The organism is uncultured Eubacterium sp. (assembly GCF_937958975.1).
Classification (GTDB): Bacteria; Bacillota; Clostridia; order Lachnospirales; family Lachnospiraceae; genus Eubacterium_G.
In genome coordinates, this window is the sequence record NZ_CALGRE010000002.1 from 31,184 (window position 1) to 57,326 (window position 26,143).

The following is a 26,143-nucleotide window of genomic DNA, read 5'->3' on the forward strand; positions in this document are numbered from 1 at the left end:
TTCTATTTTTCCATGACAGCAAACGCATCTTCATACACTTTTTTATAATTTGTCATTTCCCTATTATACATATCTGCTTTTTTCTTTTTACTGAGAGAATCTTCTGTAAAATCATAATGTTCAGATATATACTTTCCAATATATGATGTAAATTTTATTGCCCCATCCATATTCAAATGATTCGAATCAGCACCATCTCTTCCAAAATTAATATCAAGTTCTTTCATCTTATCTTTTGTGTTAAAATCAATAAACGAAGCCTTATACTTTTCTGTTATTTTTACAACATAATTGTGTTTATAAGTGTTCCACGCACTATCCGGTGTTTTTACAAATAAAAGCTCAATATTATTTTCCTTTGCTAAATCTATAATTCGTCTCAAATACTTCGTATTTGTCTCATTATAATCTTTTTGTTTTTTGTCATCTTCTCTGATACCGTTATATTCTTTATATGTTTCTTTGTTCTCATATCTGGTTGTAAGCGTTGCAAAACCTCTGGTATAACTTTTATCTTCTCCCAAAACAAAATTATAGTCATCACGGGAAAGTTCAGACCACCTCGTATGATAGAGGGAAAGAGGAAAAAGATACTCAAAAATATCTGCCTGTTCATTGGTATTTGTATATTCCAATGCATACTGCAATTTATTTTTTCCCCACCGCATATACTCATATGATTTTCTTGAATCCGCCTCATCTTTATCTGAAACTCGACCTGCGGTCTTTATTTCTACAACTATAAGTTTCGGTGATTGTGTTTTTAACGCTTCTTTCATCCAGAAAAAAGTCCCTATCATCGGTTGTTGCATAACACCGAGATTATATGATGAAATTCCATATTCTTCATACAACTGAAATGGGTCAAGCGCAGCGGCAATAACACTGGAACCCAAAAACAAAACATCTGTACTGTTCTTTTCTAACTCGTAAAAACTATTGTTGGTCTTTGATGACTGCCATCTGTTCTCCAACCATTTTGGTTTAAAAAGGTCTGATATACAATGCACCATCAAAATAACAACCATACAAAATGAAATGATTTTAAAAAATCTAAATATTTTTGTTTTCATGTAATTCTCCGGTTTTATTTTTTTCCGTATTCTCCTCAGTCAATAATCCATTTAAGTGCTCCCAAAGCTCACCATAGCCCTCGCTTGCCGGTGTCACAGGTTTTTCAATCGGATTATACAAATGCTCCCTTATCACTCCATCTTTTGACATGACCATAATTCTGTTTCCAAGGGCAATTGCCTCCTGAATATTGTGAGTGATAAATAACACTGTCATTTTTTCCTTTTCTTTTATCTGCATTAACTCAGCCTGCATTTGGTTTCTTGTCATTGCATCCAATGCTGCAAAGGGTTCGTCCATCATAATTATTTTTGAACCTAGCACCATTCCTTTTGCGATTGCCACTCTCTGCTTCATTCCTCCACTTAACTGATGTGGATAATAATCTTTATATGGCAGAAGATTTACTTTATCAAGATATTCCATGGCTCTTTTTTTACGCTCCTGTTTATTCTTCATACCTCCGGCCTTTAATGGATATGTCAAATTTCCAAGAACTGTTTTCCATGGAAACAACTGGTTAAAATCCTGAAAAACCATTATTCTGTCTGCACCGGGTTTCGTTACACGTTTTCCGTTTACTTCAATAGAACCTTTATATTCCTCAAAACCTGCAATACATCGAATTAATGTAGATTTTCCGCATCCCGACGGACCGAGAACACATAAAAAATCTTCTTCATTAACTGTTAAATCTATGTTATTTAAAATTACCCTGCTCGAATTATCATACTTCTTTGTAAGATTCTGTATTTTTAAAATAGTATTCTTTTGATTGCTCATCGTGTCATACCCCATTTCTTAAATGTCTTATTCTCAATGGTTCTAAATATACCGTACTCAACAATCAGCCCGATTATAACAATTACGATAATTGTCGCAAAAACACCTGAAATATCGGTCTGGGTTCGTCTGTCCTGAATAAAATATCCAATTCCTAAGGCTCCACCACCACCGAAAATCATCTCTGCACTGATAAGACCTCTCCACGCTCTTGCCCAGCCGACTTTTATCCCCGAGAAAATTCTCGGCAGAGCTGCCGGAAGGAAAACACCAAACACCAGTCTGACCGGATTTAGTCCTATATTTTGTCCAACTTCCAGATAAAGTTTCGGTACAGCATTAAAGCCATCAATAATACTCCTTGACATCGGCCACACAACAGAATGAATCACCATAAAAATAATTGAATTATCACCGACACCAAGCCATAGTATTGCCACGGGTATCAATGCGATACCCGGTATCAAATCAAACATTGAGACAATCATGTTATAAATCGCATAAAAGGTTTCACTGATAACAGAAAGACTTGAAAATATAAGTGCCAGCAAAATTCCTATTACAAGTCCCTTTAATATCAGGGAAAGAGAATGTAATACCATGACCGCCAGCTCTTTTTCTGCAAACGCTGTTATAAATGCCTGTCCTATGGATTTTAATGATGGAAACAGTAACTTCGGCCAAATTTCCATAGAATACAGAACCTGCCATAACACTAAAACTGCTAAAATAAAAATAACCTGTGCCAGAATATTTCTTATCTTCTTATTCACTGTTTACTCCTCGTTTCCTATTCTCCCTGAACATTATCAAATGCAATTTCACGAATATCCTTTGGTCCATTTTCCAGAAATCCTTCCTCAACCATAAAATTGGAAAGTTCCATTACTCCCTGAAGTTTTGTCGTATAATTTGAACCCTCATCCTGCATCCATGAGAGAATCTCTTTTTCTGATGCATCATAATCCTGTGCAATCAGTTTCGCAGTTGCTTCCTGATTGTTATCAATATATGTCACTGCCTCTTCCATCGCTTTACAAAGAGCATCATATAATTCTGGTTTTTCTTCTTTTAATTTTGTAGATGCCACACCAACGATAAATGTATTTCCATTTGGCCATACATCTTCGCCAACTTCTATTTCATGTACTTTTTCATTTTCAAGCTCCATAAAATTATATGGAGAAATTACCATATGGCACGAAACCGCACCCGACAAAATTGAAGAATAACCATCCGCATTTGCCAAAACTGTCAAATTTCCATCCAACGCTCTCGCATTACCAAGTTCTGCTTTTGCTGCCATTGCCAATAAAATGTGAGGCTGACTGTTAATGTTCGTGATTGCTATCTGGTCATCTGATGTAATATCTTTCAAACTGTTGATTTCTTTTTTGTTTGTGAGAATACCATAAGGCTGTGAGGACATACCTGCAAAAATCTTATACGGGATTCCCGCTTTCATTCCTGTGATAGCCGGAGCCACTCCCATAGCGCCAACATCAACGGAACCGGCAGTAATGCCATCATTAATTGCTGAACCATTTGCCATAATTTTCCAGTCTACGGACAAATCTTTCCCATAATATTTTTCAATCAGTTTCTGCTCTTTCATAACAACAAGAGGTGCATACGCAATGCTCGACTGATAAGCGATTACTAGGTTTTCTGCCTCATTTTTTGTTTCTTTATCTCCTCCACTACATGCAGTCAAGCCTGCAATCAATGAAACGGTAACAATAATCCCTGTAACTTTTTTCCAAATTTTCATTCATTCGTTCCTTCTTTCTTTGTTTTTTTACAAAATTATTTCATTTATTACATTAAAAAATAAAAATGATATAAAATTGATAACTGGACTTGATTTAATAATCTCATTTTCATCAAATTAATATTTTATGATTTTGATAAAGTGCGGAGGAAAAAATATATGAAACATAGTTTACAAAAAAACATCTTATTTTTATTATTATTTACTGCAGTATATTCGATGTCTTTTAACAGCATAAAAGCATCTCCCCTGAGCGTTTCACCTGTCAGAATACTTTTTATTGGAAACAGTTCTACTTATTATAATAATATGCCGCTTATGATAAAGGGACTTGCCAATGCCGATGGGATAGAGGTTGAAGTCGAGACTGTAACTGCATCCAATTACAAATTATCCCAGTTTGCAGCAGACGGTAATCTTTACAATACAAAAATAAAACAGTTATTATCAGAAAAAAAATTTGATTATGTTATTTTACAAGACCACAGGGCCTCTATAATAGAAAACATGGAAACTTCCAAAGATGCTGTCTCTGTTCTAAAAGAGCTGATACAACAATATGGTGCCGAAACTATTCTTTATGAAACCCAGGCAGACTACACCGGAAAAGATTTTACCATCGATGGAACACTTACTTTTTTAGACCATACAACATTACAGTATTATATGACAAAAAACTATTATTTTATCGGAAACCTTTTCAACTGTACGGTATCTACTGCCGGAGTTAATTATACAAGATGTATGACTTTATATCCTGAAATTAACTTGTATCATTCGGACTTGCACCATCCTTCTATTGAGGGAAGTTACCTTGCGGCATGCACACTCTACCAGAGTATCTTTTCAAAGTCAGCTTATAATAATCACTTCCTTCCCGGCAGTGAATTTGACACCGATGAATTGCTTACAAAATTAGAATATGATACTGCAAAAAAATTACAGGCAATATCTGATGATACTTTAAAACTGTCATCTACTACAATAACTGTAAATAAAGGAAAGTCTCAAAATCTTAGTGCTTTCCTTCAATACACCCCCGAAAATCCACTCATGCATCTGTTTACAAACAAAATTGAATATTACAGCTTAGATGGTGAAAAAGCAGCCGTCAACAGAAATACGGGTAACGTAACAGGTCTTAGAACCGGAGATACAATGATTATGGCTACAACAGACAGTGGTTTAATGTCAATGTGTTCCGTGAGCATAAAACAACCTTCTATTGCGTTTACAATTGCAGAAGGAACCACCTATTTACACAGAAAGGACACGCAAACTTATACAACCAGCCTGTCCCCATCAGACACCACAGATGCCATCTCCTGGATAAGCAGTAAACCCACTATTGTATCTGTAGATGCCAACGGCAAAATTACCGCAAAAAAAATTGGAACAGCAACAATTACCGCCACCACAGACAGCGGAATCAAGCTAAAGAGAAGTGTGCGCGTTAAATTAGTTACTCCAACAAAGGTTAAAGTAAAAAAGCTATCAACCAATGCAAAAAGTAAAAAGTACGCTAATATAAAAATATCCTGGAAAAAGAATACAAATGCTGTAAAGTATTATATTTACCGTTCAACAAAAAAAGGCTCTGGATATAAAAAGATTGCGACAACAACTACAGCATCATATACAGATAAAAACAAGAAAAAAGGAAAAACATTTTACTATAAAATCCGTTCTATATATTCTAATACTAAATGCAACAGTTACCGCACAAAAGGGTATAAAATAAAAGTTTCATAATCAAATACCGATATAAAACCCATAGTTCTCTATTGGTTTTATATCGGTATTTTTGATTTAATCACTTATTCCGTCACCTTTAATGCCTGACTCATTGGTATGTTTTTTATTTTTTTAAACTGCATCCATGCCACAATGCCATATGCCACCATCCCCATAAAGAACATTTGTACAAAAATTACCGGTTCATAATACAATGTAAGCCATCCGCTATAATCTTTCATCATTTGAAAATATATAGTGTCTATAACTGCCATCGCAATCAAATAGCTTATAATCATTGATAAAATAATGATTCCAGTAGTAGCAACCAGATAGAGTCTGCCAATTTCTCCATTCGTATACCCTAAAATCTTTACCATGGAGATAGATATTGTATTTTTTTCTATAATTAGTTTTGTTAAGAGATAGATTAATATTGTAAACATCACAACAGCAAATACATTGACCAAATAGAACATTTTTCCCATAGAGACATCTAACTGTCTTGATGTTTTCGTTAAATCGTCTTTTGTAATACATGTAGCAACATAATTGTCATCGATATCTATTTTGCTATTTGAAAAATAACCATTAAAATATCCATCCTCTTTTTCAAACACATGGTTATATTCATCTTGAGACATAAAGACAGCTAATGCAGCCGGATATTTTACAAATCCCTGAATCTTAAATTTATACTCCCTTTCCCCATAACTTTCCCTTAACTTAAGGAAATCTCCCTCTTTTACTTTATATTTATCAGCAAATCCTTCCGATACATAATATCCATCTTCTATATTCTGCTTAAAATATTTACTGTTATCAGCAACTCCATATATATTTATTTCCTCTCCATCATCAGACATATTCATTTTTAAATTTGTAACACTATACTTTTCAGCACTTCTATCTTCTATTTCCACTTGTGATTTTAAAATATATTGATATTTAGCAATCATGTTTTCTACAATCTCAGTCTTATAATGCTCGAGCAGAGGCGACATCATCATTCCGAATAATAATAAAACATTTGCAAAAACAATTCCAACAAACAGCGTTAGATATCCTACTTTATTTTGTAATATAATGCGTATTCTAAATCTGCTGAAAAACTTAATGTCAGGGAGTCTTACAGTTTTCATTTTCTGTCTTTTCCTTAAATCTCTTCTTAGAAAATTAAGAGGTGATAATGACAATTTTGTACTTAATGCTATAAAATTTGTAATCAACATTATAAACATTGGAACCACCGTTGTTAAAACAAAAGCTTCTGTATTCCATATTGTTTTATATGTTGGAAGACTATAACTGCCATAATACATACCCACTACCATATATTTAAAAACTGTATACCCCAATATATTTCCTGTTATAGCGGAAAGAAAAGATACAAGCATTGGAAGCCTGATATAATGACTTAGAATTTCAGACTTATCATATCCCGATGCACGAAGCGTTCCAATAACCGCTGATTCTTTCACTATTGTATGACTGATTGTCACTGTAAAAACAAATGCTAATATAACCATTAATATGTACAATATTACTATCATCATAGTTTTATCACTGCCAAGGTCATTCCCCGTAAAATTTACCGCACTATTCAAATACCTGGGTACATAATCATCTATCACTGCCACTTTTGCCAGCTCTTTCAAAAAGTTATCTGACATTTCCTTCTGTTCTATCTCGTCTTTCGGTACATTTTTATATAAAAAACTATAATTATATTTCGTATTATTATTAACAAATGTAAAACCTTCTTTTGTCATAACGGAAACACCAAATTTTACTGAATCAAACATCATGTCAGTATTATTAGAAAATAACGCACTATAATCTGACAGGGCAACCATTCCTGTTACTGTTAATTTTCTATCTGCCACTTTTATTTTGTCACCGATTTTTACTTTATTATTATCTGCAAACATCCTATCAACGGCAATCTCACTCTTCTTCTTTGGCATACTCCCTTTCATAAGGCATACTTTATTTACTTTTTTCCTATTTACAAAGACTCTAAGCGTACTATTATTATCTCCATCTAAATTTGTATCACATTGCGTATCTTTATAAAAATTTTCATATATCTTTACTCCTTTTTTTTCTAAAATTTCTATTAACCTGTCATCCGCTTTATCACCTAAAGCAAAATGTCCATATTCAATATTATATTTTTCAAAGCTCTCCTCATACGAAGTTTTCATGCTTCCTCCCGCCACAAGAAACCCTGAAACAAATCCGATTGTCAAAGTCATAAATAAAAATATTACAAGATACTTTCCAAAATCCTCTTTCAATTCTCTCAATATTCTTTTATTTAACGGATTTTTCATCAACATCACCGCCTTACCATTCCAAATCTTTTGCAGACATTTTATTATTATTTACACAAATATTTCTTATTTTTCCATCCCTTAATTGAATAACTTTATCAGCCATATTTTTTATTGCATCATTATGTGTTACTATAATTACTGTGTTTCCATATTTTTTATTTACCTCTTCAATTAGCTTTAAAATATCTTTTGATGATTTATAATCTAACGCTCCTGTTGGTTCATCACATAAAAGTATATCGGGATTTTTCACAATTGCCCGTCCAATAGCTGTTCTTTGCTGCTGTCCTCCCGACAATTGATTCGGTAATTTATATCTATGCTCATAAAGTCCAAGTGTCTTTAGCAAATCATTTATCTCAAGTGGATTGTCACTTAAATAAGCGCCAATCTCTATATTTTCTTTCACATTTAGATTCGGAATCAAATTATAAAGCTGAAAAACATACCCTAAATGCTTTCTCCTATACCTGGTCAATTCTTTTTCTTTCATATCAACCATCTTTTCCCCATCAATACTGATGTATCCACTATCAGCCTCATCTATTCCCCCAATAATATTTAGTAGCGTTGATTTTCCTGAACCGGATGGACCAAGAAGCACACACATTTCGCCTTTTTCCAGCTCAAAACTTACTCCATTCAGCACTTCCATCTGATTTTCACCAATTCCAAAACTTTTTCTTATATTACTGATTTGCAAGAACATACTTTTTCCTCCTCAAATATTAAATTATGTACAATATTAACAAATAACAAAACATATTTCTACAGAACAAGAAAGAGGATTCAGCTAATGTATAAGAATCCATATACTTTAGCTGCCTCCTCTTTGAATCAAACATCGTATTTTAATGGCAATGTCCGCCGCAATGTTTACAATCACCACCGCATTGGAGAGATTTTCCCTTCTTTTTATCACGAATCATACTTCTTATAACCAAACATATGATTAAAACTAATAGAATTAAAACAATAAATGTACCTATAGTACCGTTCATATGAACCTCCTTGCAATAGTGTCTGCAAAACAGAAACGCAGATGCCCAGTCAGGTTTCTGTCTTACATACTTTATAATTTATTCAAAATGGCTTTTTTCACAAAAACTATCTTGCTTTTGCTGTATTTTTAATATTTATTTGAAATGATTTACTCTCTTTATATGGCCTGAACAATAGATATAAAAAGCATAATAGAATGATAAAAGCTACTACAGTCCAAATACCAAATGCCGCTCCTGTTACCAACATACCAATCTGATATACACAAAGTCCTACCAAATAAGCCAGAACACATTGATAACCGATAGCAAACCAAAACCATTTTTTATTATTCATCTCTCTCTTAATCGCCCCCATGGCTGCAAAACATGGAGCACACAAAAGGTTGAAAACTAAGAATGAATAAGCCGCCAATGCCGAAAGACTTCCTGCAAGGCTTCCCCATACTTCCTGACCATCTTCTGCAATTTCTGAGCCAAACCCAAACAACATACCAAATGTGCTGACTACATTTTCTTTTGCGATAAGACCTGTCACCGCTGCCACTGCCATCTTCCAATCTCCCCAGCCAAGTGGTGCAAATATTGGAGCAATAACTCCGCCAATCTTTGCAAGAATACTATTGTCAAGCTGTGTTTCCATATCAAGCATTGCAAAGCTTCCATTGACCCAGCCAAAGTTCATTAAGAACCAGAGTAAAATAGTTGAGAGTAAGATAATTGTACCTGCCTTTTTGATGAATGACCATCCTCTTTCCCACATACTTCTCAGTACATTTCCCACTGTAGGCAAATGGTATGCCGGAAGTTCCATTACAAACGGAGCAGGCTCTCCCGCAAACATTTTTGTTTTCTTTAATATAATACCAGAAATAATAATTGCTGCAACACCAACAAAATAAGCACTCGGTGATACCCACCACGCACCGTCAAACAACGCTCCTGCAATCAAAGCAATAATTGGAAGCTTTGCTCCACAAGGTATAAATGTTGTTGTCATAATTGTCATTTTTCTATCTCTGTCATTTTCTATCGTTCTTGACGCCATCACTCCCGGTACTCCACATCCGCTTCCAATCAGCATAGGAATAAAAGATTTTCCGGAAAGTCCAAATTTTCTAAAAATTCTATCCATTATAAAAGCTACTCTTGCCATATACCCACAACTTTCTAAAAAAGCCAGGAATATGAATAATACAAGCATCTGCGGAACAAAACCCAGCACCGCTCCCACACCGGCAACAATACCATCAAGAATCAGTCCCTGTAACCAACCTGCGCAATTAATAGCTTCTAAGCCTTTCTCTATAGCCGGTGGAATAATTTCACCAAACAATACATCATTGGTCCAATCTGTAACAATAGTTCCTACCGTTGTTACAGAAACATAATATACAATAAACATAACAACTGCAAATATTGGGAGTGCCAGCCATCTGTTCGTGACAATACGATCAATTTTATCCGATGTTGTCATTTTCTTATCACTATTTTTTGTACAACAGTCTTTGATAATAGATGATATATATACATATCTCTCATTTGTGATAATACTCTCTGTATCATCATCAAAATCATCTTCCAATTCCTTTATCTGTTTTTCAACATTCGGAATCATTGTCATATTATCCGCAATTTTGTCATCTCTCTCTAAAAGTTTTATAGCAAAAAATCTTTTTTGTTCATCCAAAACGTCGTTTCCTAAAAGCGACTCTGTCTCTTTGATAACTTTTTCGACACTCTCCGAAAATCGGTGAGCGATTTTATTTGCATTTCCATTTTCTGCAAGTTTTACAGCTTTTGCTGCAAGTTCTTTTATTCCTTTTCCTTTTAATGCCGATATTTCAACAACTTCGCAGCCTAACTTTTCGCTCAATTGTTTCATATGTATTTTATCACCTTTTTTTTCGATGACATCCGCCATATTAACCGCCATAATAACCGGTATTCCCAACTCCATAATTTGAGTCGAAAGGTACAGGTTTCTCTCAATATTTGTACCATCAACTATATTGATAATCGCATCCGGTTTCTCATGTATCAGATAATTTCTTGCAACAACCTCCTCCAATGTATATGGAGACAATGAATAAATTCCAGGTAAATCCATCAAGGTTACATTTTTATATCCCTTAAGTTTTCCTTCTTTCTTTTCCACTGTGACACCTGGCCAGTTTCCAACAAACTGATTGGAGCCTGTCAATGCGTTAAACAATGTCGTTTTACCGCTGTTTGGATTTCCAGCTAATGCAATTTTCGTTGACATATTTACTTCCTTTCTAAATATTATAAGAATAAACTTGTTTGTTGTTTCTATTTTTAATTAGTTTCAACTAACTAATGAGTAAAAAAAATTATTCCACTTCAATCATCCCGGCATCCGCTTTTCTGAGCGATAGTTCATATCCTCTCACCGTAACCTCAACCGGGTCACCAAGAGGTGCGACTTTTCTCACAAAAACATTGACGCCCTTTGTAATTCCCATATCCATAATTCTCCTTTTTACAGGACCATCACCTATCAGTTTTTTCACTCTGACTGTCTGACCCACCTTTACTTCTCTTAACGTCATTATAAGGTACTCCTCTCCATATTATATCATTATTTTATTTGCCATATCTTTCCCTATGGCAACTCTGGAGTCTTTGATATTAACAATAACATTTCCTCCCATCTGCGTAATAACAGTAACTGCACTGCCAACCACAAAACCAAGACTCTCTAAAAATTTTTTTGTTTCCGTTTTTCCCGATACTCTTTTGATAATATTTGATTCACCCTCTTTGGCCATTGTCAAAGGCATCATACCACCCTCTCTTTTTCATCTTTGTAATAAATACATCTTATTTTCTTTTCTAAGTTAGTATATGCTAACTCATATTAGATGTCAATAATTTATTTTAGCTTTTTCTAATTTTTGTTTATTTTGTCAATTATTGCTGAAAAACTATTTTCTACTTTCGTATAAGTTTACAAAATTTGAATTTAAAATTATAACGTGTTATAATTTCTTTATCTTTAATATTTAGGAGACAATTATGAAAAGTAATGAATCGGCGGAAAACTATTTAGAAACAATACTTATTTTAAGCAAAAAACTTCCGGTCGTACGTTCAGTGGATATCGCCAATGAGCTCGGCTATAAAAAATCCAGTGTAAGCATCGCTATGAAAAACTTAAGAGAAAAACATCAAATAACTGTTACTGATGCCGGTTTTATCTACTTAACCGATGAGGGAAAGGAAATTGCGGAAATGATTTACGAGAGACATGAACTTCTCTCATCATGCCTGGAACATCTTGGTGTCTCCAAAGAAATCGCAGCTCAGGATGCATGCCGTATTGAACACGTTATCAGTAAAGAAAGTTTTGAAGCAATAAAAAAACATGTAAAATTCTAAAAGCACGGCAAACCGTGCTTTTAGAGTCACTATGATTACTGTTTCTGTGTTGGTGTAATCGTTATATTGTCTACTGTCACTCCTGCTTTTCTTTTTATAACATCCTCTATTTGAGCTCTTTTCGTGTCATCAACTTCTGCATCACTAATTATAACATCTGCCTGTTTATCACTGATTGTCACAACTACATCAGTAAATCCCTTGGCTTTCAATAAGCTTTCAATTGTATTTTCTTTCTCATTCACTTCTGTCAGCTTAACCATAGATTTTACAGCCTTCTTCTTTTCACTTTCGCTGACATCATTATTGTTAATAACCTCTAATAATGTTTCTTTATTCTTTGAACGTATCTGTTCTCTGTCAAGTCTTGCCTGTGCCATGTACGAATTCATTGACATACCATTTGTGAGCACCGCTGCACCCGGCTCCTGTGTTGTATCCTCCTCATTTTTCTTATCCTCTGCTTCCGTTTCACTTTCGCCATCTAAACTGTCGATATCACCTTTTCCAGTCAAAAGACTGTCTTCGGAATAAATTGACTCATATGTATCACCATTTGCCTGGGCAGCTTCTTTTTTCTTATCGTTATTGTCCGCATAATTTAGGTATCCTGCTACAGCAATTAGAACTGCAAGAAATGTTACTATAAACTGGTTCTTTTTAAATATTTTTTTCATGTTACCCCCTCGTCATTAACCAATTTCTATTACAGATATTTTATGTACCGGAATGTCAAACAATGCTGATAACATATTTATTATCTCTTCTTTTTTTGATGAATTTGATATTCCTTTTCCCATTACAGCAATTCCCTCAACTTCAGGATAAATCTCTTTCACCACATAAGGATTTTCTCCATTTTCATTTTCAAAAATTACTGTACTTCTCTTTTGACTGCTACTGTTTTCATTATTATTCTCCTGTTTACTGTTTGATACTGAATTTTCACTATCTTCCTTTAGTACCTTTTCATTACCTGATTTCAAAGTAATCATAACCGAAACATTAGATACTCCTTTTATGCTTCCAATGAGATTGGTAACTTTTGATTCCAAGCCGCTCTGATAATTTTCTTCTCTCTCTTTGCCAATTGTTGTAACTTCTTCTGTCTTCCCTACATTCCTCTCACTTTCAAAATATGAAGCTCCTATCAACAATATTCCTGCCACAACTAAAAGAATTAATTTTTCTTTTCCAATATTTTTAATTTCCTTTATTTTCTTCAGATTGCTCTTCATATTTTTCACTAATCCTCTCAAACATTTTGGTCTGAATTTCTTCCATATCCCCCTCGTAATTTGTATTGAAATCAATATTTACTTTATAGTATTTTTCAATCATTTTACCAATGTCCAATTTAGAATTTTTTATATGAATAATGGGATTAAAAATAATTAATAAAAGCAGCAAGCCGGCAAATAGTTTAATATACTTTTTACAACTTTTTTCCGGAAATATATTTAAAATTAATGTAATAACAAGCATAAATATACAAATATTTTTAATATATCCATAAACAAATTCCATTCTCTTCTCTCCCCTCTTATTCCTTTCCCGTCACCAAACAAATAATTGCAATGCTGATAATAAATAAAAGTGCTGCTCCTACAATCACTTTAGTCAACATTTTAATTCCCTCCTGTACACATCCCATACTGCCTATAATTCTTCTGTCTGCAATTGGTTGTACCACTGCGGCTCCAATCTGCATCGATATTGAATATAGTTGTATTTTTAGATAGGGAACTGCACAAAATACGATTATCATAATAATTGTAAATCCCCCGATTGTATTTTTTATTAAATTTACGGAACCTAAAACGATTCCTGTCATAGCATCTGTACTATCTCCCACAACCGGCAAAGCGCCTAACACTTTTCTTACCGCTGTATTTTTTGCCCCGTCAACAGCCGGCAGTATTAATGCCTGAATTATATTTAATCCAGCAACAATTCCCACAATCGTTTTATTAATAAAATTCACAAAATTTTTTATAATGTCTGTTGTTTTGGACAAAAAGTCTTCTTTAGAAATATTATTTACAAGGCTTACTGATACATATACCTTTATTAAAGGAATCAAAATATTGATAAAGATAAACTCTACAACGCCTATAATAACAAGTGTCAGCTGGTAAAAACCCGCAGCAGAAACTTGTCCTGTTATTGCTATCGAAATAAAATATGCCGGAATAATTCCACACATAAAATCTAATAACAGCTTTACAAAATCTGATGCCAGGATACAAAAACTGTCAAATAATGTTATCATTAGCGTTATAATTAACAAATAACAGATATAAAATCCGGTTCCGGATATACTTTCACTGGAAAAAACATTTGCAAAGTTAGTAAAAAAAGCAGATATAATTACAATTAACAAAAGATTTCCCAACGTTTTCTCCACCAGACTGATATCCCCAATTGTTTTTTGATATATGGTTTCTGCACAGCTTTTCATTACTTCTAAAATGTTACCATTCATAATTTCATCCAGCATCTTTTTAATATTTAAGTCTTCATACCCATTCTTTTTTAGGGCTTTACTGCTTTCTTTTATATCAAAATCCTCTATAGAAATATATGTTTCTGTTTCATCCAAAATATCCTCAGCATGAATCTGCACTGGTACAAGTAATCCGCTATATATAAATATCAAAACAAAAACTATAAATACTTTTTTTCCCATACTCTTCCCAACTACTATTATGTCAACAGATTGCTGACAGCCGAAATCAATTCTACAAAGACCGGCAGACTAATCACTAACACTGTTAATTTTCCAAAAATCTGTATCTGATTTGCTACAGCTGTATAACCGCAATCTTTTGAAATATCAGATGATATCTCTGAGATAAACGTAATTCCTGTAATTTTCAATAGAATTTTAATATATTCTTTGCTAATTGATGTAAGTCCCGAAAGCCTGTCCACAACTTCTACGATATCCGAGACCCTCGACAGAGAATATAAAAAGATAAATATACAGGCTATCACAGAAATCATAATACCGTATTCAGGTTTTATTGATTTAAACTGAATGGCAAGAAGAACCGCAACCATTCCTATAATCCCAATTGTCAACATATCTTTACCCGCTCTCTTATCTATAAATCAAAAAGTTTTTGAATTGTTTTAAATAAATCATATATGTACGGTACAATCCACATCAATACAAGAATTAAACCTGCCAGACTGGTAAGAAATGCCTGTTCCTCTCTACCACTGTGTTTTAAAATCTGACTCACTACCGAAACTATAATTCCTACTGCCGCAATTTTAAATATTAAACTTATTTCCATAATCATTTTCTGCCTTTCATATATTTATAGTAAAACTATCGCTATAAACATTCCGGCAACAACACCCAATGTTCTGTATATTTTACATTTTTCTGTCTTGATTTTATTAAGTTCACCAATAATACTGTCAATCTGATTTTTTGTATTTTCTATATTATGAATCTGAGTTTCTCTGTCAGTAATTCCCAGACATTCCCCCAATTCACCTATGATACGAATATCCTGATTTGTCAATTTGGTATGATTTTTTATATTTTTTTGTACCGAGGCATCCCACGCCTCCTTTAACGTCTTATTATTCTGTGTCAAATCATCGACAATTGTTTCAAAAAAAATCGAAAAAATACCACCCGATTGTCTGGATATTTTAGATAATGCCTCGACGATTCCTGAATTGCAATATTTAATTTCGCCTTCTAACAGTAACAGATTTTTTTTCATTCTCTCTAAATGTTTTATCCTTAAAACGTAATCGTTTCCCAATGAAAACCCAATTGCACTACAGCCGCAGACTATCATTATGCATCCACATATTTTTAATAACATATGTATTCACCCTTTTCTTTAATTACAACTATATTTTTAAAAAATGTTAAAAGGTCTTGTCCCATTTTATTTTTTGCATCTTCAACACTTTCCCCATGCAAGGTTGCAATTACAACCACTCCACTCACACTCGCATACCTTAACGCAGTCATATCCTCAGTACCACCAATTTCATCTACAGCAATAACTTGTGGTCCCATTGCTCTCACTGCCATTAAAATTCCATCTTTCTTATTACAGTTACTAATAATGTCGGTTCTTTTTCCTAAATCTATTGTTGGGATTCCTCTAAAGGTTCCCGCAATCTCATTTCTTTCATCTATGACACAAATACTTGTCCCTCTTTTATTATTACTAATGTTTTTGATTAAATCTCTTAATAAAGTAGTCTTTCCCAATCCCGGTGGCGAAATAATTAAAGTATGTCTCAATCTCTCATTTAAATGAATTTTTTTATATACATCAAATGAACAATTTTCAATCTGGTGACACACTCTTATATTTAAAAACATAATATTTTTTAATCCTGTTATACTTCCATTGTCGGTCACTGCTACGCCTCCAAAACCAATTCTATGTCCTCCGGGAACAGATAAAAAACCGTTTTTAATATTATCTTCATACGCATATGCAGAATACTCTGTTGCAATATTAAATGTATCTTTAATATCACCTTCTGTGACAATTACATGCTCTAAGACAACTTCATTATTAATAAAATTAATAATCAAAGGTTTTCCAATCCTCATTCTTATTTCTGTAATACTGTTCTTATGACACAAAGATTGAATACAGCCTCGAATTTTTTCATTAAAATAATTTGATATCTCTCTCATTTTCATTCTCCTTATCAAAAATATATGAACAAATAAATAGATTATTCTATTTACTTTTAAATTTATCTACTGTAAAATTAAAATAAAATAACAAAAGAAAGAAGGAATGAGAATGAATAAACAAAAGACTTATTTGTATAAGGTTTTGATTTTATGCTTTACAATCATTGTTTTATCAGCGTCTATGGTATTCATAGGCATTTCATCGAATCACAGCTTAAATGCTGAGGAAGCTGTAGAAACAACAGAAGCTTCAACAGCTTTCGCATATAACCCGATAACAAAAATCAAATTAAACCACACTTCGATTACAATAAAAGAAGGCAAAAAGAGTGTTATAAAAGCTACAGTGAAATACGGAAAAAATACCTCTTTAAAAAACGAATCTTATGTATGGACCAGTAAAAACCCTTCTATTGCCACCGTCACTTCCAAAGGAAAAGTAAAGGCAATAAAAGCCGGAAAAACTTACATAATATGCAGAAGCGAAAGCGGAGCAGTGAAAGCACGATGCAAAGTTATCGTGCGGGAACCATATAATGCTATTAAAAGCCTTAAACTTGATAAAGACCAAATGAGGCTCAATAAAAGCGATAAAAGAACACTGAAACCTACAATTACATATAGCAGGAAAAATCGCAAAAATTACGCTTCTGAGCCTGTTATTTGGAGTAGTAATAATGATAAAATTGCCACGGTAAATCAAAAGGGTGTAGTTACCGGAAAATCAAACGGAACAACATATATTAAGCTCACATCAAAATACTCCAACAAATCTGTCAAATGTAAAGTTATTGTGCAAAAAACAAAGTATATTGCAATTACCTTTGATGATGGTCCGGGAGAATATACCGATACTTTATTAGATGCTCTCCAAAAATATCATAGTAAAGCTACATTCTTTGTTCTCGGAAACCGTGTTGATTCCTACAGTAGTCAGCTGAAACGTGAATATGAACTCGGTATGGAAGTTGGCAGTCATACATATGCTCACAAAAATTTAAAAACACTTTCAAAAAAAGAAATTATCAGTGAAATTTCTAAGACAAACAAAGCCGTAAAAAAAATAACCGGCAAGAACCCTACAGTTCTCCGACCTCCGTACGGAAATTATAACGAAACCGTAAGCAAAAATGCCGGTGTTCCAATGATTTACTGGTCTGTTGACACGGAAGACTGGAAATATAAAAATGCAAACTATGTAAAGAAAACCATTTTAAATAAAGCCGGTGACGGAGAAATTATACTATTACATGATATCCATGAGACGTCTGTACAGGGCTTTATCAAGGCATTGCCAAAGCTTAGAAAAAAAGGTTATGAAATGGTAACAATCAGCGAATTATACGCTGTAAAAGGAAAGAAAATGAAAAATGGCGTAATGTACTATGGACCGCGTTATGACAAATAAAAATCTATAAAAAATGTCTATTGCATTTCTTCTTAGAATGCAATAGACATTTTTTATAATCACTCTTTATCTACAATACTTTAGATAGGAAAGTCTTTGTTCTCTCGCTTCTTGGATTATCAAAAATCTGCGAAGGAGTTCCCTCTTCAATAATTCTTCCTTCATCCATAAAAATAACTCTGGATGCCACTTCTCTGGCAAATCCCATCTCATGAGTGACAACAACCATCGTCATTCCCTGACTTGCCAAATCTTTCATAATTGCTAATACCTCTCCTACCATCTCCGGGTCAAGCGCTGATGTCGGCTCGTCAAATAACATAACGTCCGGCTCCATACATAAAGCTCTTGCAATTGCAACTCTCTGCTTTTGTCCACCTGATAACTGTGCCGGATATGCCCCTGCCCTGTTTTCCAAGTTAACAGTCTTTAAAAGACTCATCGCTTTAGCTGTCGCTTCCTCTTTAGATTTTTTCAATAATTTCATAGGTGCAATCGTCATATTTTTCAAAACCGTCATATGAGGAAACAGATTAAAATGTTGGAATACCATTCCCATCTTTTGACGATGCTTGTTAATATTTATTTTTTTATCTGTAACATCCACATCTTCGAAAATAATCTTTCCTTCTGTTGGAACCTCCAACAGATTTAAGGTGCGAAGCATCGTCGACTTTCCGGAACCGGAAGGCCCGATAATAACTACCACTTCCCCTTTATTTATTTCCAGATTCACACCATCAAGAGCCTTGATTTTTCCGCCTTTATAGTATTTTTTTATTCCCTCTGCTTTTATTAGAGACTTCAAACTATCGTTCATCATTTCTCAGCCTCCTTTCCAATTTTCCAAGAAGCCAGGTAGAGAACATAACCATAACTAAATAGACAATTGCCACCACAATCAAAGGTACAAAAGCTAAATAAGTTGCTGCTCTGACAGAATCTCCTGCCCTTGTCAAATCCATTAAACCTATATATCCACATACAGATGTTTCTTTTAACAAAACGATAAATTCATTTCCCAGAGTTGGAAGAACATTTTTAAAAGCCTGAGGGATAATGACAAATAACATTGTCTGCGTATAATTAAATCCCAGACTCCTTCCTGCCTCTGTCTGACCGATATCGATAGACATAATTCCACTTCTGAATATTTCTGCAACATAGGCACCGGAATTAATTCCAAAAGCTAAAATTGCTATTGCCAAATTGGCGTCTGTACTGGCACCTGCAAATACGATAAAAAATATAATCATTATCTGAACTACTACCGGTGTTCCTCTTATAACCGTCAGGTAAATTTTACAAAGCAAATTAAAAATTGCCAAAAATGCTTTTCCGGCTCCTTTATTCATTTCTGTATATGTTCTATCATATGTTGTTCTGACAACAGCAATCAAGGCTCCGATTAATACCCCTACTAAGAGAGCCCCAAATGTTATAATTAATGTATTTTCCAGTCCGGTAATATATAACTTCCATCTATCTTTTTCTAAAAATGCCAACTCAAACTGTCTTTTTAAACTAATAGCCGGAATCATATCCATTTTCAAAAATAAATTACTAATAAAATTGTGCATTTCTACCTCTTTTTAAAGGCTGCCGTTATTTTATTTAACGGCAGCCTTTAATATTCTATGTATTATTCTGCTGTGATATATTTATCAAGAATCTTCTGAACTTCTCCACTATCGATAAGTTCCTTTAATGCATTATTAATCTTGTCCTTTAATTCTGTATTATCCTTTGCAATTGCAATAGCATAATCTTCTGTTACATATTCTGTATCAAGAATCTTAAGCCCCTCATTTGCCTTAACAAACTCTTTTGCAGGCTCATTGTCGATTACAACACAATCAATCTTTCCACTAACCAATGCCTGAACCGCATCTGCTCCTTTATTGTACTGCTCAACTGTTCCAAGTCCCTTGCTCTGAATGTCATCTGTACAGTAAATATCTCCGGTAGTTCCCATCTGAACACCTATTTTATTTTTTGCACCCTTTTTGAATAAATCATCTGCTGTCTTAATATCTGAACCTTCTTTTACAATGATAACCTGTACTCCTGTTGCATAAGAATCAGTAAAATCAACACTTTCCTGTCTTTCCGGTGTCACTGTCATTCCTGCAATTCCGATATCAGCTTTTCCGGCTGTGATAGATGGTATAATTGAATCAAAATTGATATTACTAATCACAAGTTCCATATCAAGCTTATCTGCTATCGCCTGAGCAATGTCAACATCGATACCTATAACTTTCTCTCCTTCCATATATTCATATGGTGGAAACTCTGCGTTTGTTGCCATAGTAAGTTTTGGTTTCTTTTCTTCTGAACCGGCACTGCCACATGCGCATAATAAAGATGTGCAAAGAACAAGCGCCATTGCTAATGAAATAATTTTCTTCATTTCATGCCTCCTCTTATTTTTATTCTGTGTTTTCATTGGTTTTCTATAAAATAACACTTTCATAATTATACATAATTTTGAATATTATTTCAACATAAAAACAAAGAGTTCGCAAGCGAACCCTCTCGTAAAGCACAAATTCGTAAGAATTTTTTTTTGCACCTCTGCTAAGTAGCAACTATTATGATATGGATAATACTTATAAATGCTACACTTTTTCCATCAAATCTTCCACATTACAGTAAAGTACACGTGCTAATATAACCAAATATTCAGCCTTTGCTTTATTTATATCCCTCTGTCTTTGCTCATACTGTTGAATCGTTCTTACTGCTATTCCTGTCAATTCCGCCAACTTACTCTGACTTATTCCCAATTTTTTTCTTCTAATTTTTAGATTTGTTTCTTTCTTTGTCTCCCAATATAATTCATTCATTTTATCTACAAAATGTCTGACATCCATTTCATGATATGGAGAATATAATTTCAATATTTTTTTAATCGGAACATATTTTATTATTTCTGCAAACGATAAACCCGTATACCATTGATAATACGCTAGTGCCCAACCAAGCCAATATTCCTTGCTTTTATTCATGGTATACTGCGGTTCAATTCTCAACGAAAGTTTTCCTGTTTCATCCAGAATATCATATGCGAGTTCAACTCCTGAATGTCCTGCTACTACGTTAGATTCTCCATGCTCAAACCGCTTTGCATAAGAAGATTTTATAAACATATCAAAAAATTCTTCTAAATCATACTTTAAATCATAAACGGCATAATCACACATTCGGGCTAATGATTTTCTTGCACTCTCCAAATATATTTTATCGTAAGCGTTCATCATTACTTTTCATCTCCTCATCAATTATGTTTATTATATAAATATCCCCTTTTTTACGCTTATTTCTTTCAATATTAAAATATTCTCTTCTCGCTTCTTTATCACGACTATTCCTCTTTAAAAACCATTCATTACTAAAAGCTATTTCATAATCTAAAAATTTAATTTTATTAAACGCTTTTTTACTTTTTAGAACAATCTGTTCTCCTAATTTTCCTAAATACATTGCATTACATAATTGACGATATGATATCACACCATTTATAAAGTCCTGTGCAAAGGAAAAATAACTATCATCTGCCCGATATCCTATTATGATGTCTTTGTTTCGATATTCAACTAAGAAATTATTTCTTATGTATTCTTTCGCCTCAAACCCCAAAGGAGAATTGACTTCAAACTCTCTATTCTCTAATAAAATTGCAAGCCAATGCAACATACAATATTTTTCATCATTTAAATTTAAAATATCCAAAGAATCTATATTTAGTTCATAAATATTAGCATATCCGTCTTTATCTAACGAAACAGCCCACTCTTTTGCCATATCTATATTTTCTGTGCAGTAAAATCCATAACCATAATCATTATATTTTTTTCCATAACCATATTGAGGACACTTTATTATATTTTGGGAACCATGATATAGTTTCATCCATATTCTCCTTAAAAATATTACTGTTATATCTTATGTATACTCCTTTGGGAGTATAATGTCAACATTATATTTGATTATCCCTTATAAAATCAATAAAACAGCAAAATAATATGAGAGTATCTCTAAAACGATAGGTCAAACAACCTATACATCTAAGAGATACCCTCTATATTTTTTCATATATTCTTTTAAAAAAACTATCCTTATTTACTCCAACTCTATCAGTCATTATATATATCTGCCAAAAAACCTCATTTACTTATGATACGGCTCATGATGTATAATTCTATAACTTCTATATATCTGTTCTAATAATATTACACGCATTAACTGATGTGGAAACGTCATTTTGGAAAAACTCAGTTTTAAATCTGCCCTATCCGATACATTCTTATGAAGCCCTAAAGAACCTCCAATCACAAAGACAATATGGCTCGTTCCACCAATTCCCAAAGAATCAATCTTTTTTGCCAATTCTACTGAATCCAACATCTTTCCCTGTATTTCAAGAGTAATTACATATTCCTCTCCAGTAATATGCTTTAAGATTCTCTCTGATTCCTTTTGTTTTATCAGATTCATCTCTGTTTCTGTACTGTTTTCTGTCGTTTTTTCGTCCGCAACCTGGATGATTTCCAATTTACAATACCTAGACAGTCTTTTCGCATATTCTTCAATTGCCTGTATATAAAACTTTTCTTTAATTTTTCCAACGCACAATACTGTAATTTTCATATTAAAACTGTTCCATAAAATTATGTGATGATTTATCGATGAAATGCCTATACTATTTTTTCACTTTCACTCGTTTGGCATTTGACCATTTTCCTCGATATTCTTTTTTATTCACAATTTTTATTGCTCTCGCTCTTACATAGAGTTTTTTCTTATTTTTTATTTTTTTACTCTTTATCGTAAACTTTGCCTTTTTAACTGTCTTTCTTACCAAAACTTTTTTAAATTTTTTTGATTTTGATATCTGAATCTGATATTTACTCACTCCGGATATCTTTTTCAAAGAAATCTTTATCTTAGTATTTCTATATTTTTTAGTCGCTTTTTTACACCTTGTTTTTGCTACTTTAACCGTTCTTGCCGATGTTTCAACAGGTTTTACCGGTTTATTCAGTTTCTCAGTTGTCGTTTCTTCATTCTCCGGTTCTTTTGTAGTTTCCACTGGTTTTACTTTATTTCCATAAGAAATGCCACATAATTGTGACATTACCTGTAGCACTAATTCCGGTATTATATTTATTTGTAACTGTATTTTCTCCTACAAGAACTATTTTTAATTCATCAAGCTGAAATGATATACATCCTCCGGAATAACCTAAAATTTCAGTAATTTCCGCATTATTCAAGGTCAAAGTTGACGTGTCATTGTCAAACTTTGCGGTTCCCTTTCCGCACTGAATTTCACTCTTTTCTTCAGAAAATTGTTCCCCATTTACTGTCAATGAATAAACCGAAGCATTTTCTTCATTCGTATTTTCTTCTGCAAATGCAATATTTGTAACACTTGCAAATACCATACTTGTACTCAATAAAAGTGCCAAACCTTTTTTTAATCTCATAAAAAATCTCCCTTCACATTTGTAAATCAATACTGTTTTATTATATTTTATCATAAAAAATATACGGTGAAAGTGTCCATTTTTTATTATAGTCTCTTATCCCTGATTATATCGATTCAAAAACTGTTTCGTTCTCTCTTCTTTCGGAGAATTAATGACCTGTTTTGCTTCTCCCTGCTCGACAATGACGCCCTGGTCCATAAAAATCACAGTATCAGCTACATCTCTGGCAAACGCCATTTCATGGGTAACAATAATCATCGTCGTATTTTCTTCGGCAAGCCCTCTGATTACCTTTAGCACTTCCCCTGTAAGCTCAGGGTCCAATGCAGACGTAGGTTCATCAAAACAAAGAATATCCGGCTGAAGCGCCAATGCTCTTGCGATAGCCACGCGTTGCTGCTGACCACCTGATAGCTGATGTGGATAATGATCCATACGGTCTGCCAGTCCCATTCTCGCTAAAAGTTCTTTACCATGCTCCTCAATCTGTACTAAAATTTCTTTTTTGTTCTGTTTAAAATCTTCCCTCTCCTGGGCAAGTAATCTTTCGGCAAGCATCACATTTTCGAGCGCCGTATACTGTGGAAAAAGATTGAATGACTGAAATACCATTCCGAAATGCAAACGTTTCTTTCGCAAATCTTTATCTTTTTTCGAACTTTTAAAACTTGCATCAAACAGTTTTTCACCTTTTACATCAATTGTTCCTCCATTCGGTGTCTCTAAAAAATTCAGACATCTCAGCAATGTCGTTTTTCCCGAACCTGACGAACCAATAATAGCTAACGTCTGTCCTTCCTCAAGGTCAAAACTAATATCTTTCAATACTTTGGTGCTGCCAAAATGTTTTTCAATATTTTTCACTTCTAAAACTGCCATTTCTAAGCACCTCCTTATTTAAAATAATCCAATCTTTTTTCTATGTAACTAAATAATAACGTAAGTATTCCTACAAATACCAAATAAAATACACCTGTATAGAACAGAGGCCATGTGATTCCATCCGATTTCATAAAAGCAAATCCGGTAAATGTTAGTTCATAAGCTGCTATAATTCTTGCAAGAGAAGTGTCCTTAACTAAAGTGATGATTTCATTTGACATCGGTGGAACAATTCTTTTAATCATCTGTAAGAGTGTTATTTTAAAGAATATCTGTGTTTTCGTCATTCCAAGCACCTGCCCAGCTTCTCTCTGACCAGCCGGAACCCCTTCAATTCCGCCTCTATAGATTACTGAAAAATAACAGGAATAATTTATTGCGAATGCTACAACAGTAGCCATAATTCGCCCTGACTCATCTCCACTCCATATATTATGTCCAAGCCAGAGTCCCGGTCCATAAAAAATAATAATGAGCTGTAACATAAGCGGTGTTCCTCTGATAATCCATACAAACACCTGTACAAAATATCTTATTACTTTCAGTTTGCTCATCGCACCAAAGGCAATCAATAAACCAAGCGGCAATGCGAACAAAAGAGTCAGGACAAAAATTTCTATCGTCGTCCCAAGTCCACTTAATAGTAACTGCGTTACTTCCCAAAACATATGATTTCTCCCTTACCAGTTCTTTTTAGCAACATAAGGCAGAGAGCTTTGAACCCTCTGCCTTTACTTACTATTTAATTCTTTTATTATTACTTAGATGGAACAACGACAACCTGTGCATTGTTACAATAAGCATTTGTACAATCCATTGCATTCTTTACTTCATCCGTTAATGTCATACCATTCCAGACAACATCAAGATTCTTGGAATCTAATTCCATTGCCTTTGTATCCCAATCAATTACTACAAATTTAACTTTTACTCCTAACTTTTCTGCTAGAAGTGAAGCCATATCTGCATCAAATCCAATCCAATTCTTATCTTTGTCCTGATAATCCATTGGCTCAAATTCTGTAATACCTACAACTAAATCACCTTTTTCTTTGATATACTCTACATCACTGTCACTTTTTGCTGCCTCATACTGACATTCCTTCTGCTCCACTAATGCTTCCTGTACTCCATACTTTTCTGCAACCTTTTTCATTTCTCCGGTACTATATGTATCTGCCAAAAAAGCATTAATATATGATACTAAATCTGAACCTTTTCTACATCCAATACCATATTCCTCTGTTGTAAGCTGGTCCGTATATTTCAGGTCAGGATAACTTGTTCCTTCCCCAATCATAGCTCCAGCCATAAGTAAATCAATAATAGCCGCATCTGATGTACCGGATTTTACTTCCATCAGAGCATCTGCCTGTGAAGTCACAGAATTAATCTTCCATTTCTTTTCCTTAGCAACTTTTTCTCCGGCTGAACCCGACTCTACAGCATAAACTTTCTTTTCTTCCTTAGATGCATCTCCTGATTTACTTCCGCATCCGGCTAAGCATAAAGTTGCTGCCATAGCAACTGATAACAATAAAGCAATTTTCTTCTTCATTTTTTCTCT

Annotated in this window: 32 protein-coding genes; 3 read left to right on the forward strand and 29 right to left on the reverse strand. The window is 33.8% G+C overall.

Annotated features, from left to right (window positions below):
- Window positions 1-2 precede the first annotated feature (2 nt).
- The 4 genes from Q5O86_RS00195 to Q5O86_RS00210 are packed head-to-tail and all read right to left on the reverse strand — an operon-like array spanning window position 3 to window position 3,628.
- Window positions 3-1,073: a hypothetical protein gene (locus Q5O86_RS00195; protein WP_302625141.1), complete on the reverse strand. Its 1,071-nt coding sequence runs from the start codon at window positions 1,071-1,073 to the stop codon at window positions 3-5.
- Window positions 1,054-1,857: an ABC transporter ATP-binding protein gene (locus Q5O86_RS00200; RefSeq protein WP_302625142.1), complete on the reverse strand. Its 804-nt coding sequence runs from the start codon at window positions 1,855-1,857 to the stop codon at window positions 1,054-1,056. Before Q5O86_RS00200 ends, Q5O86_RS00195 begins: the two co-directional genes overlap by 20 nt.
- On the reverse strand, window positions 1,854-2,630 hold the full coding sequence (locus Q5O86_RS00205) for an ABC transporter permease (protein WP_302625143.1): 777 nt from the start codon (window positions 2,628-2,630) through the stop codon (window positions 1,854-1,856). The genes Q5O86_RS00200 and Q5O86_RS00205 overlap by 4 nt, the downstream gene beginning before the upstream one ends.
- A gap of 17 nt (window positions 2,631-2,647) precedes the next feature.
- Window positions 2,648-3,628 (reverse strand): ABC transporter substrate-binding protein, encoded by a 981-nt coding sequence (locus Q5O86_RS00210; protein WP_302625144.1) that lies wholly within the window; start codon window positions 3,626-3,628, stop codon window positions 2,648-2,650.
- A 159-nt stretch (window positions 3,629-3,787) separates the two neighbouring features.
- Here Q5O86_RS00210 and Q5O86_RS00215 point away from each other — a divergent pair, with 159 nt between their 5' ends.
- On the forward strand, window positions 3,788-5,380 hold the full coding sequence (locus Q5O86_RS00215; protein ID WP_302625145.1) for an Ig-like domain-containing protein: 1,593 nt from the start codon (window positions 3,788-3,790) through the stop codon (window positions 5,378-5,380).
- 65 nt (window positions 5,381-5,445) lie between these two features.
- Here Q5O86_RS00215 and Q5O86_RS00220 read toward each other — a convergent pair whose 3' ends face one another.
- The 6 genes from Q5O86_RS00220 to Q5O86_RS00245 form a co-directional block, all read right to left on the reverse strand.
- Window positions 5,446-7,698 carry an ABC transporter permease gene (locus tag Q5O86_RS00220; protein WP_302625146.1) on the reverse strand — a complete coding sequence of 751 codons (2,253 nt, stop codon included), beginning with the start codon at window positions 7,696-7,698 and terminating at the stop codon, window positions 5,446-5,448.
- A gap of 13 nt (window positions 7,699-7,711) precedes the next feature.
- Window positions 7,712-8,410 carry an ABC transporter ATP-binding protein gene (locus Q5O86_RS00225; protein WP_302625147.1) on the reverse strand — a complete coding sequence of 233 codons (699 nt, stop codon included), beginning with the start codon at window positions 8,408-8,410 and terminating at the stop codon, window positions 7,712-7,714.
- A gap of 142 nt (window positions 8,411-8,552) precedes the next feature.
- On the reverse strand, window positions 8,553-8,702 hold the full coding sequence (locus tag Q5O86_RS00230; RefSeq protein WP_368074707.1) for a FeoB-associated Cys-rich membrane protein: 150 nt from the start codon (window positions 8,700-8,702) through the stop codon (window positions 8,553-8,555).
- 106 nt (window positions 8,703-8,808) lie between these two features.
- Entirely contained in the window at window positions 8,809-10,968 is a 2,160-nt protein-coding gene (gene feoB / locus Q5O86_RS00235; protein ID WP_302625148.1) for a ferrous iron transport protein B, read from the reverse strand.
- Window positions 10,969-11,056: 88 nt separating this feature from the next.
- Window positions 11,057-11,278: a ferrous iron transport protein A gene (locus Q5O86_RS00240; protein ID WP_302625188.1), complete on the reverse strand. Its 222-nt coding sequence runs from the start codon at window positions 11,276-11,278 to the stop codon at window positions 11,057-11,059.
- A gap of 18 nt (window positions 11,279-11,296) precedes the next feature.
- On the reverse strand, window positions 11,297-11,509 hold the full coding sequence (locus tag Q5O86_RS00245; RefSeq protein WP_302625149.1) for a FeoA family protein: 213 nt from the start codon (window positions 11,507-11,509) through the stop codon (window positions 11,297-11,299).
- A 232-nt stretch (window positions 11,510-11,741) separates the two neighbouring features.
- Between Q5O86_RS00245 and Q5O86_RS00250 the strand changes: the two genes are divergently transcribed.
- Entirely contained in the window at window positions 11,742-12,104 is a 363-nt protein-coding gene (locus tag Q5O86_RS00250; protein ID WP_302625150.1) for a metal-dependent transcriptional regulator, read from the forward strand.
- 35 nt (window positions 12,105-12,139) lie between these two features.
- Here Q5O86_RS00250 and Q5O86_RS00255 read toward each other — a convergent pair whose 3' ends face one another.
- From Q5O86_RS00255 to Q5O86_RS00290, 8 genes are read right to left on the reverse strand one after another with little or no spacing between them, the layout of a single operon-like run.
- A complete protein-coding gene (locus Q5O86_RS00255) occupies window positions 12,140-12,781 on the reverse strand; it encodes a SpoIIIAH-like family protein (RefSeq protein WP_302625151.1) in 642 nt (213 codons plus the stop codon).
- 15 nt (window positions 12,782-12,796) lie between these two features.
- Window positions 12,797-13,351 (reverse strand): hypothetical protein, encoded by a 555-nt coding sequence (locus Q5O86_RS00260; RefSeq protein ID WP_302625152.1) that lies wholly within the window; start codon window positions 13,349-13,351, stop codon window positions 12,797-12,799.
- A complete protein-coding gene (locus tag Q5O86_RS00265; RefSeq protein WP_302625153.1) occupies window positions 13,308-13,631 on the reverse strand; it encodes a stage III sporulation protein AF in 324 nt (107 codons plus the stop codon). The genes Q5O86_RS00260 and Q5O86_RS00265 overlap by 44 nt, the downstream gene beginning before the upstream one ends.
- Window positions 13,632-13,647: 16 nt before the next feature.
- The gene (locus Q5O86_RS00270; RefSeq protein WP_302625154.1) at window positions 13,648-14,793 is read right to left on the reverse strand and encodes a stage III sporulation protein AE; all 1,146 of its coding nucleotides are present in this window, start codon (window positions 14,791-14,793) and stop codon (window positions 13,648-13,650) included.
- Between the two features lie 17 nt (window positions 14,794-14,810).
- Window positions 14,811-15,191 (reverse strand): SpoIIIAC/SpoIIIAD family protein, encoded by a 381-nt coding sequence (locus Q5O86_RS00275; protein WP_302625155.1) that lies wholly within the window; start codon window positions 15,189-15,191, stop codon window positions 14,811-14,813.
- 20 nt (window positions 15,192-15,211) lie between these two features.
- Entirely contained in the window at window positions 15,212-15,406 is a 195-nt protein-coding gene (gene spoIIIAC / locus Q5O86_RS00280; protein WP_302625156.1) for a stage III sporulation protein AC, read from the reverse strand.
- Between the two features lie 24 nt (window positions 15,407-15,430).
- The gene (locus Q5O86_RS00285; RefSeq protein WP_302625157.1) at window positions 15,431-15,952 is read right to left on the reverse strand and encodes a stage III sporulation protein AB; all 522 of its coding nucleotides are present in this window, start codon (window positions 15,950-15,952) and stop codon (window positions 15,431-15,433) included.
- Window positions 15,943-16,788 carry an ATPase, T2SS/T4P/T4SS family gene (locus tag Q5O86_RS00290; RefSeq protein WP_302625158.1) on the reverse strand — a complete coding sequence of 282 codons (846 nt, stop codon included), beginning with the start codon at window positions 16,786-16,788 and terminating at the stop codon, window positions 15,943-15,945. The genes Q5O86_RS00285 and Q5O86_RS00290 overlap by 10 nt, the downstream gene beginning before the upstream one ends.
- A gap of 112 nt (window positions 16,789-16,900) precedes the next feature.
- Here Q5O86_RS00290 and Q5O86_RS00295 point away from each other — a divergent pair, with 112 nt between their 5' ends.
- Entirely contained in the window at window positions 16,901-18,199 is a 1,299-nt protein-coding gene (locus tag Q5O86_RS00295) for a polysaccharide deacetylase family protein (RefSeq protein WP_302625159.1), read from the forward strand.
- A gap of 70 nt (window positions 18,200-18,269) precedes the next feature.
- Here Q5O86_RS00295 and Q5O86_RS00300 read toward each other — a convergent pair whose 3' ends face one another.
- The 11 genes from Q5O86_RS00300 to Q5O86_RS10870 form a co-directional block, all read right to left on the reverse strand.
- Window positions 18,270-19,019, reverse strand: coding sequence for an amino acid ABC transporter ATP-binding protein (locus tag Q5O86_RS00300; RefSeq protein WP_302625189.1), 750 nt, complete (start codon window positions 19,017-19,019; stop codon window positions 18,270-18,272).
- The gene (locus Q5O86_RS00305) at window positions 19,009-19,740 is read right to left on the reverse strand and encodes an amino acid ABC transporter permease (RefSeq protein WP_368074710.1); all 732 of its coding nucleotides are present in this window, start codon (window positions 19,738-19,740) and stop codon (window positions 19,009-19,011) included. The genes Q5O86_RS00300 and Q5O86_RS00305 overlap by 11 nt, the downstream gene beginning before the upstream one ends.
- A 101-nt stretch (window positions 19,741-19,841) precedes the next feature.
- Window positions 19,842-20,612, reverse strand: a complete 771-nt coding sequence (locus tag Q5O86_RS00310; RefSeq protein WP_302625161.1) for a transporter substrate-binding domain-containing protein — start codon at window positions 20,610-20,612, stop codon at window positions 19,842-19,844.
- Window positions 20,613-20,820: 208 nt separating this feature from the next.
- The gene (locus Q5O86_RS00315) at window positions 20,821-21,462 is read right to left on the reverse strand and encodes a helix-turn-helix domain-containing protein (protein WP_302625162.1); all 642 of its coding nucleotides are present in this window, start codon (window positions 21,460-21,462) and stop codon (window positions 20,821-20,823) included.
- On the reverse strand, window positions 21,443-22,114 hold the full coding sequence (locus tag Q5O86_RS00320) for a DUF3990 domain-containing protein (protein ID WP_302625163.1): 672 nt from the start codon (window positions 22,112-22,114) through the stop codon (window positions 21,443-21,445). Before Q5O86_RS00320 ends, Q5O86_RS00315 begins: the two co-directional genes overlap by 20 nt.
- A 258-nt stretch (window positions 22,115-22,372) precedes the next feature.
- Window positions 22,373-22,852 (reverse strand): 23S rRNA (pseudouridine(1915)-N(3))-methyltransferase RlmH, encoded by a 480-nt coding sequence (gene rlmH / locus Q5O86_RS00325; protein WP_302625164.1) that lies wholly within the window; start codon window positions 22,850-22,852, stop codon window positions 22,373-22,375.
- 52 nt (window positions 22,853-22,904) lie between these two features.
- Complete coding sequence (locus tag Q5O86_RS00330) at window positions 22,905-23,339, reverse strand: hypothetical protein (RefSeq protein WP_302625165.1); 435 nt, start codon at window positions 23,337-23,339, stop codon at window positions 22,905-22,907.
- A complete protein-coding gene (locus Q5O86_RS00335) occupies window positions 23,305-23,691 on the reverse strand; it encodes a hypothetical protein (RefSeq protein WP_302625166.1) in 387 nt (128 codons plus the stop codon). The genes Q5O86_RS00330 and Q5O86_RS00335 overlap by 35 nt, the downstream gene beginning before the upstream one ends.
- Window positions 23,692-23,787: 96 nt before the next feature.
- On the reverse strand, window positions 23,788-24,573 hold the full coding sequence (locus Q5O86_RS00340; protein WP_302625167.1) for an amino acid ABC transporter ATP-binding protein: 786 nt from the start codon (window positions 24,571-24,573) through the stop codon (window positions 23,788-23,790).
- A gap of 14 nt (window positions 24,574-24,587) precedes the next feature.
- Window positions 24,588-25,244, reverse strand: coding sequence for an amino acid ABC transporter permease (locus Q5O86_RS00345; RefSeq protein WP_302625168.1), 657 nt, complete (start codon window positions 25,242-25,244; stop codon window positions 24,588-24,590).
- Between the two features lie 89 nt (window positions 25,245-25,333).
- Window positions 25,334-26,134 (reverse strand): transporter substrate-binding domain-containing protein, encoded by an 801-nt coding sequence (locus tag Q5O86_RS10870; protein WP_368074708.1) that lies wholly within the window; start codon window positions 26,132-26,134, stop codon window positions 25,334-25,336.
- Window positions 26,135-26,143: the final 9 nt, after the last annotated feature.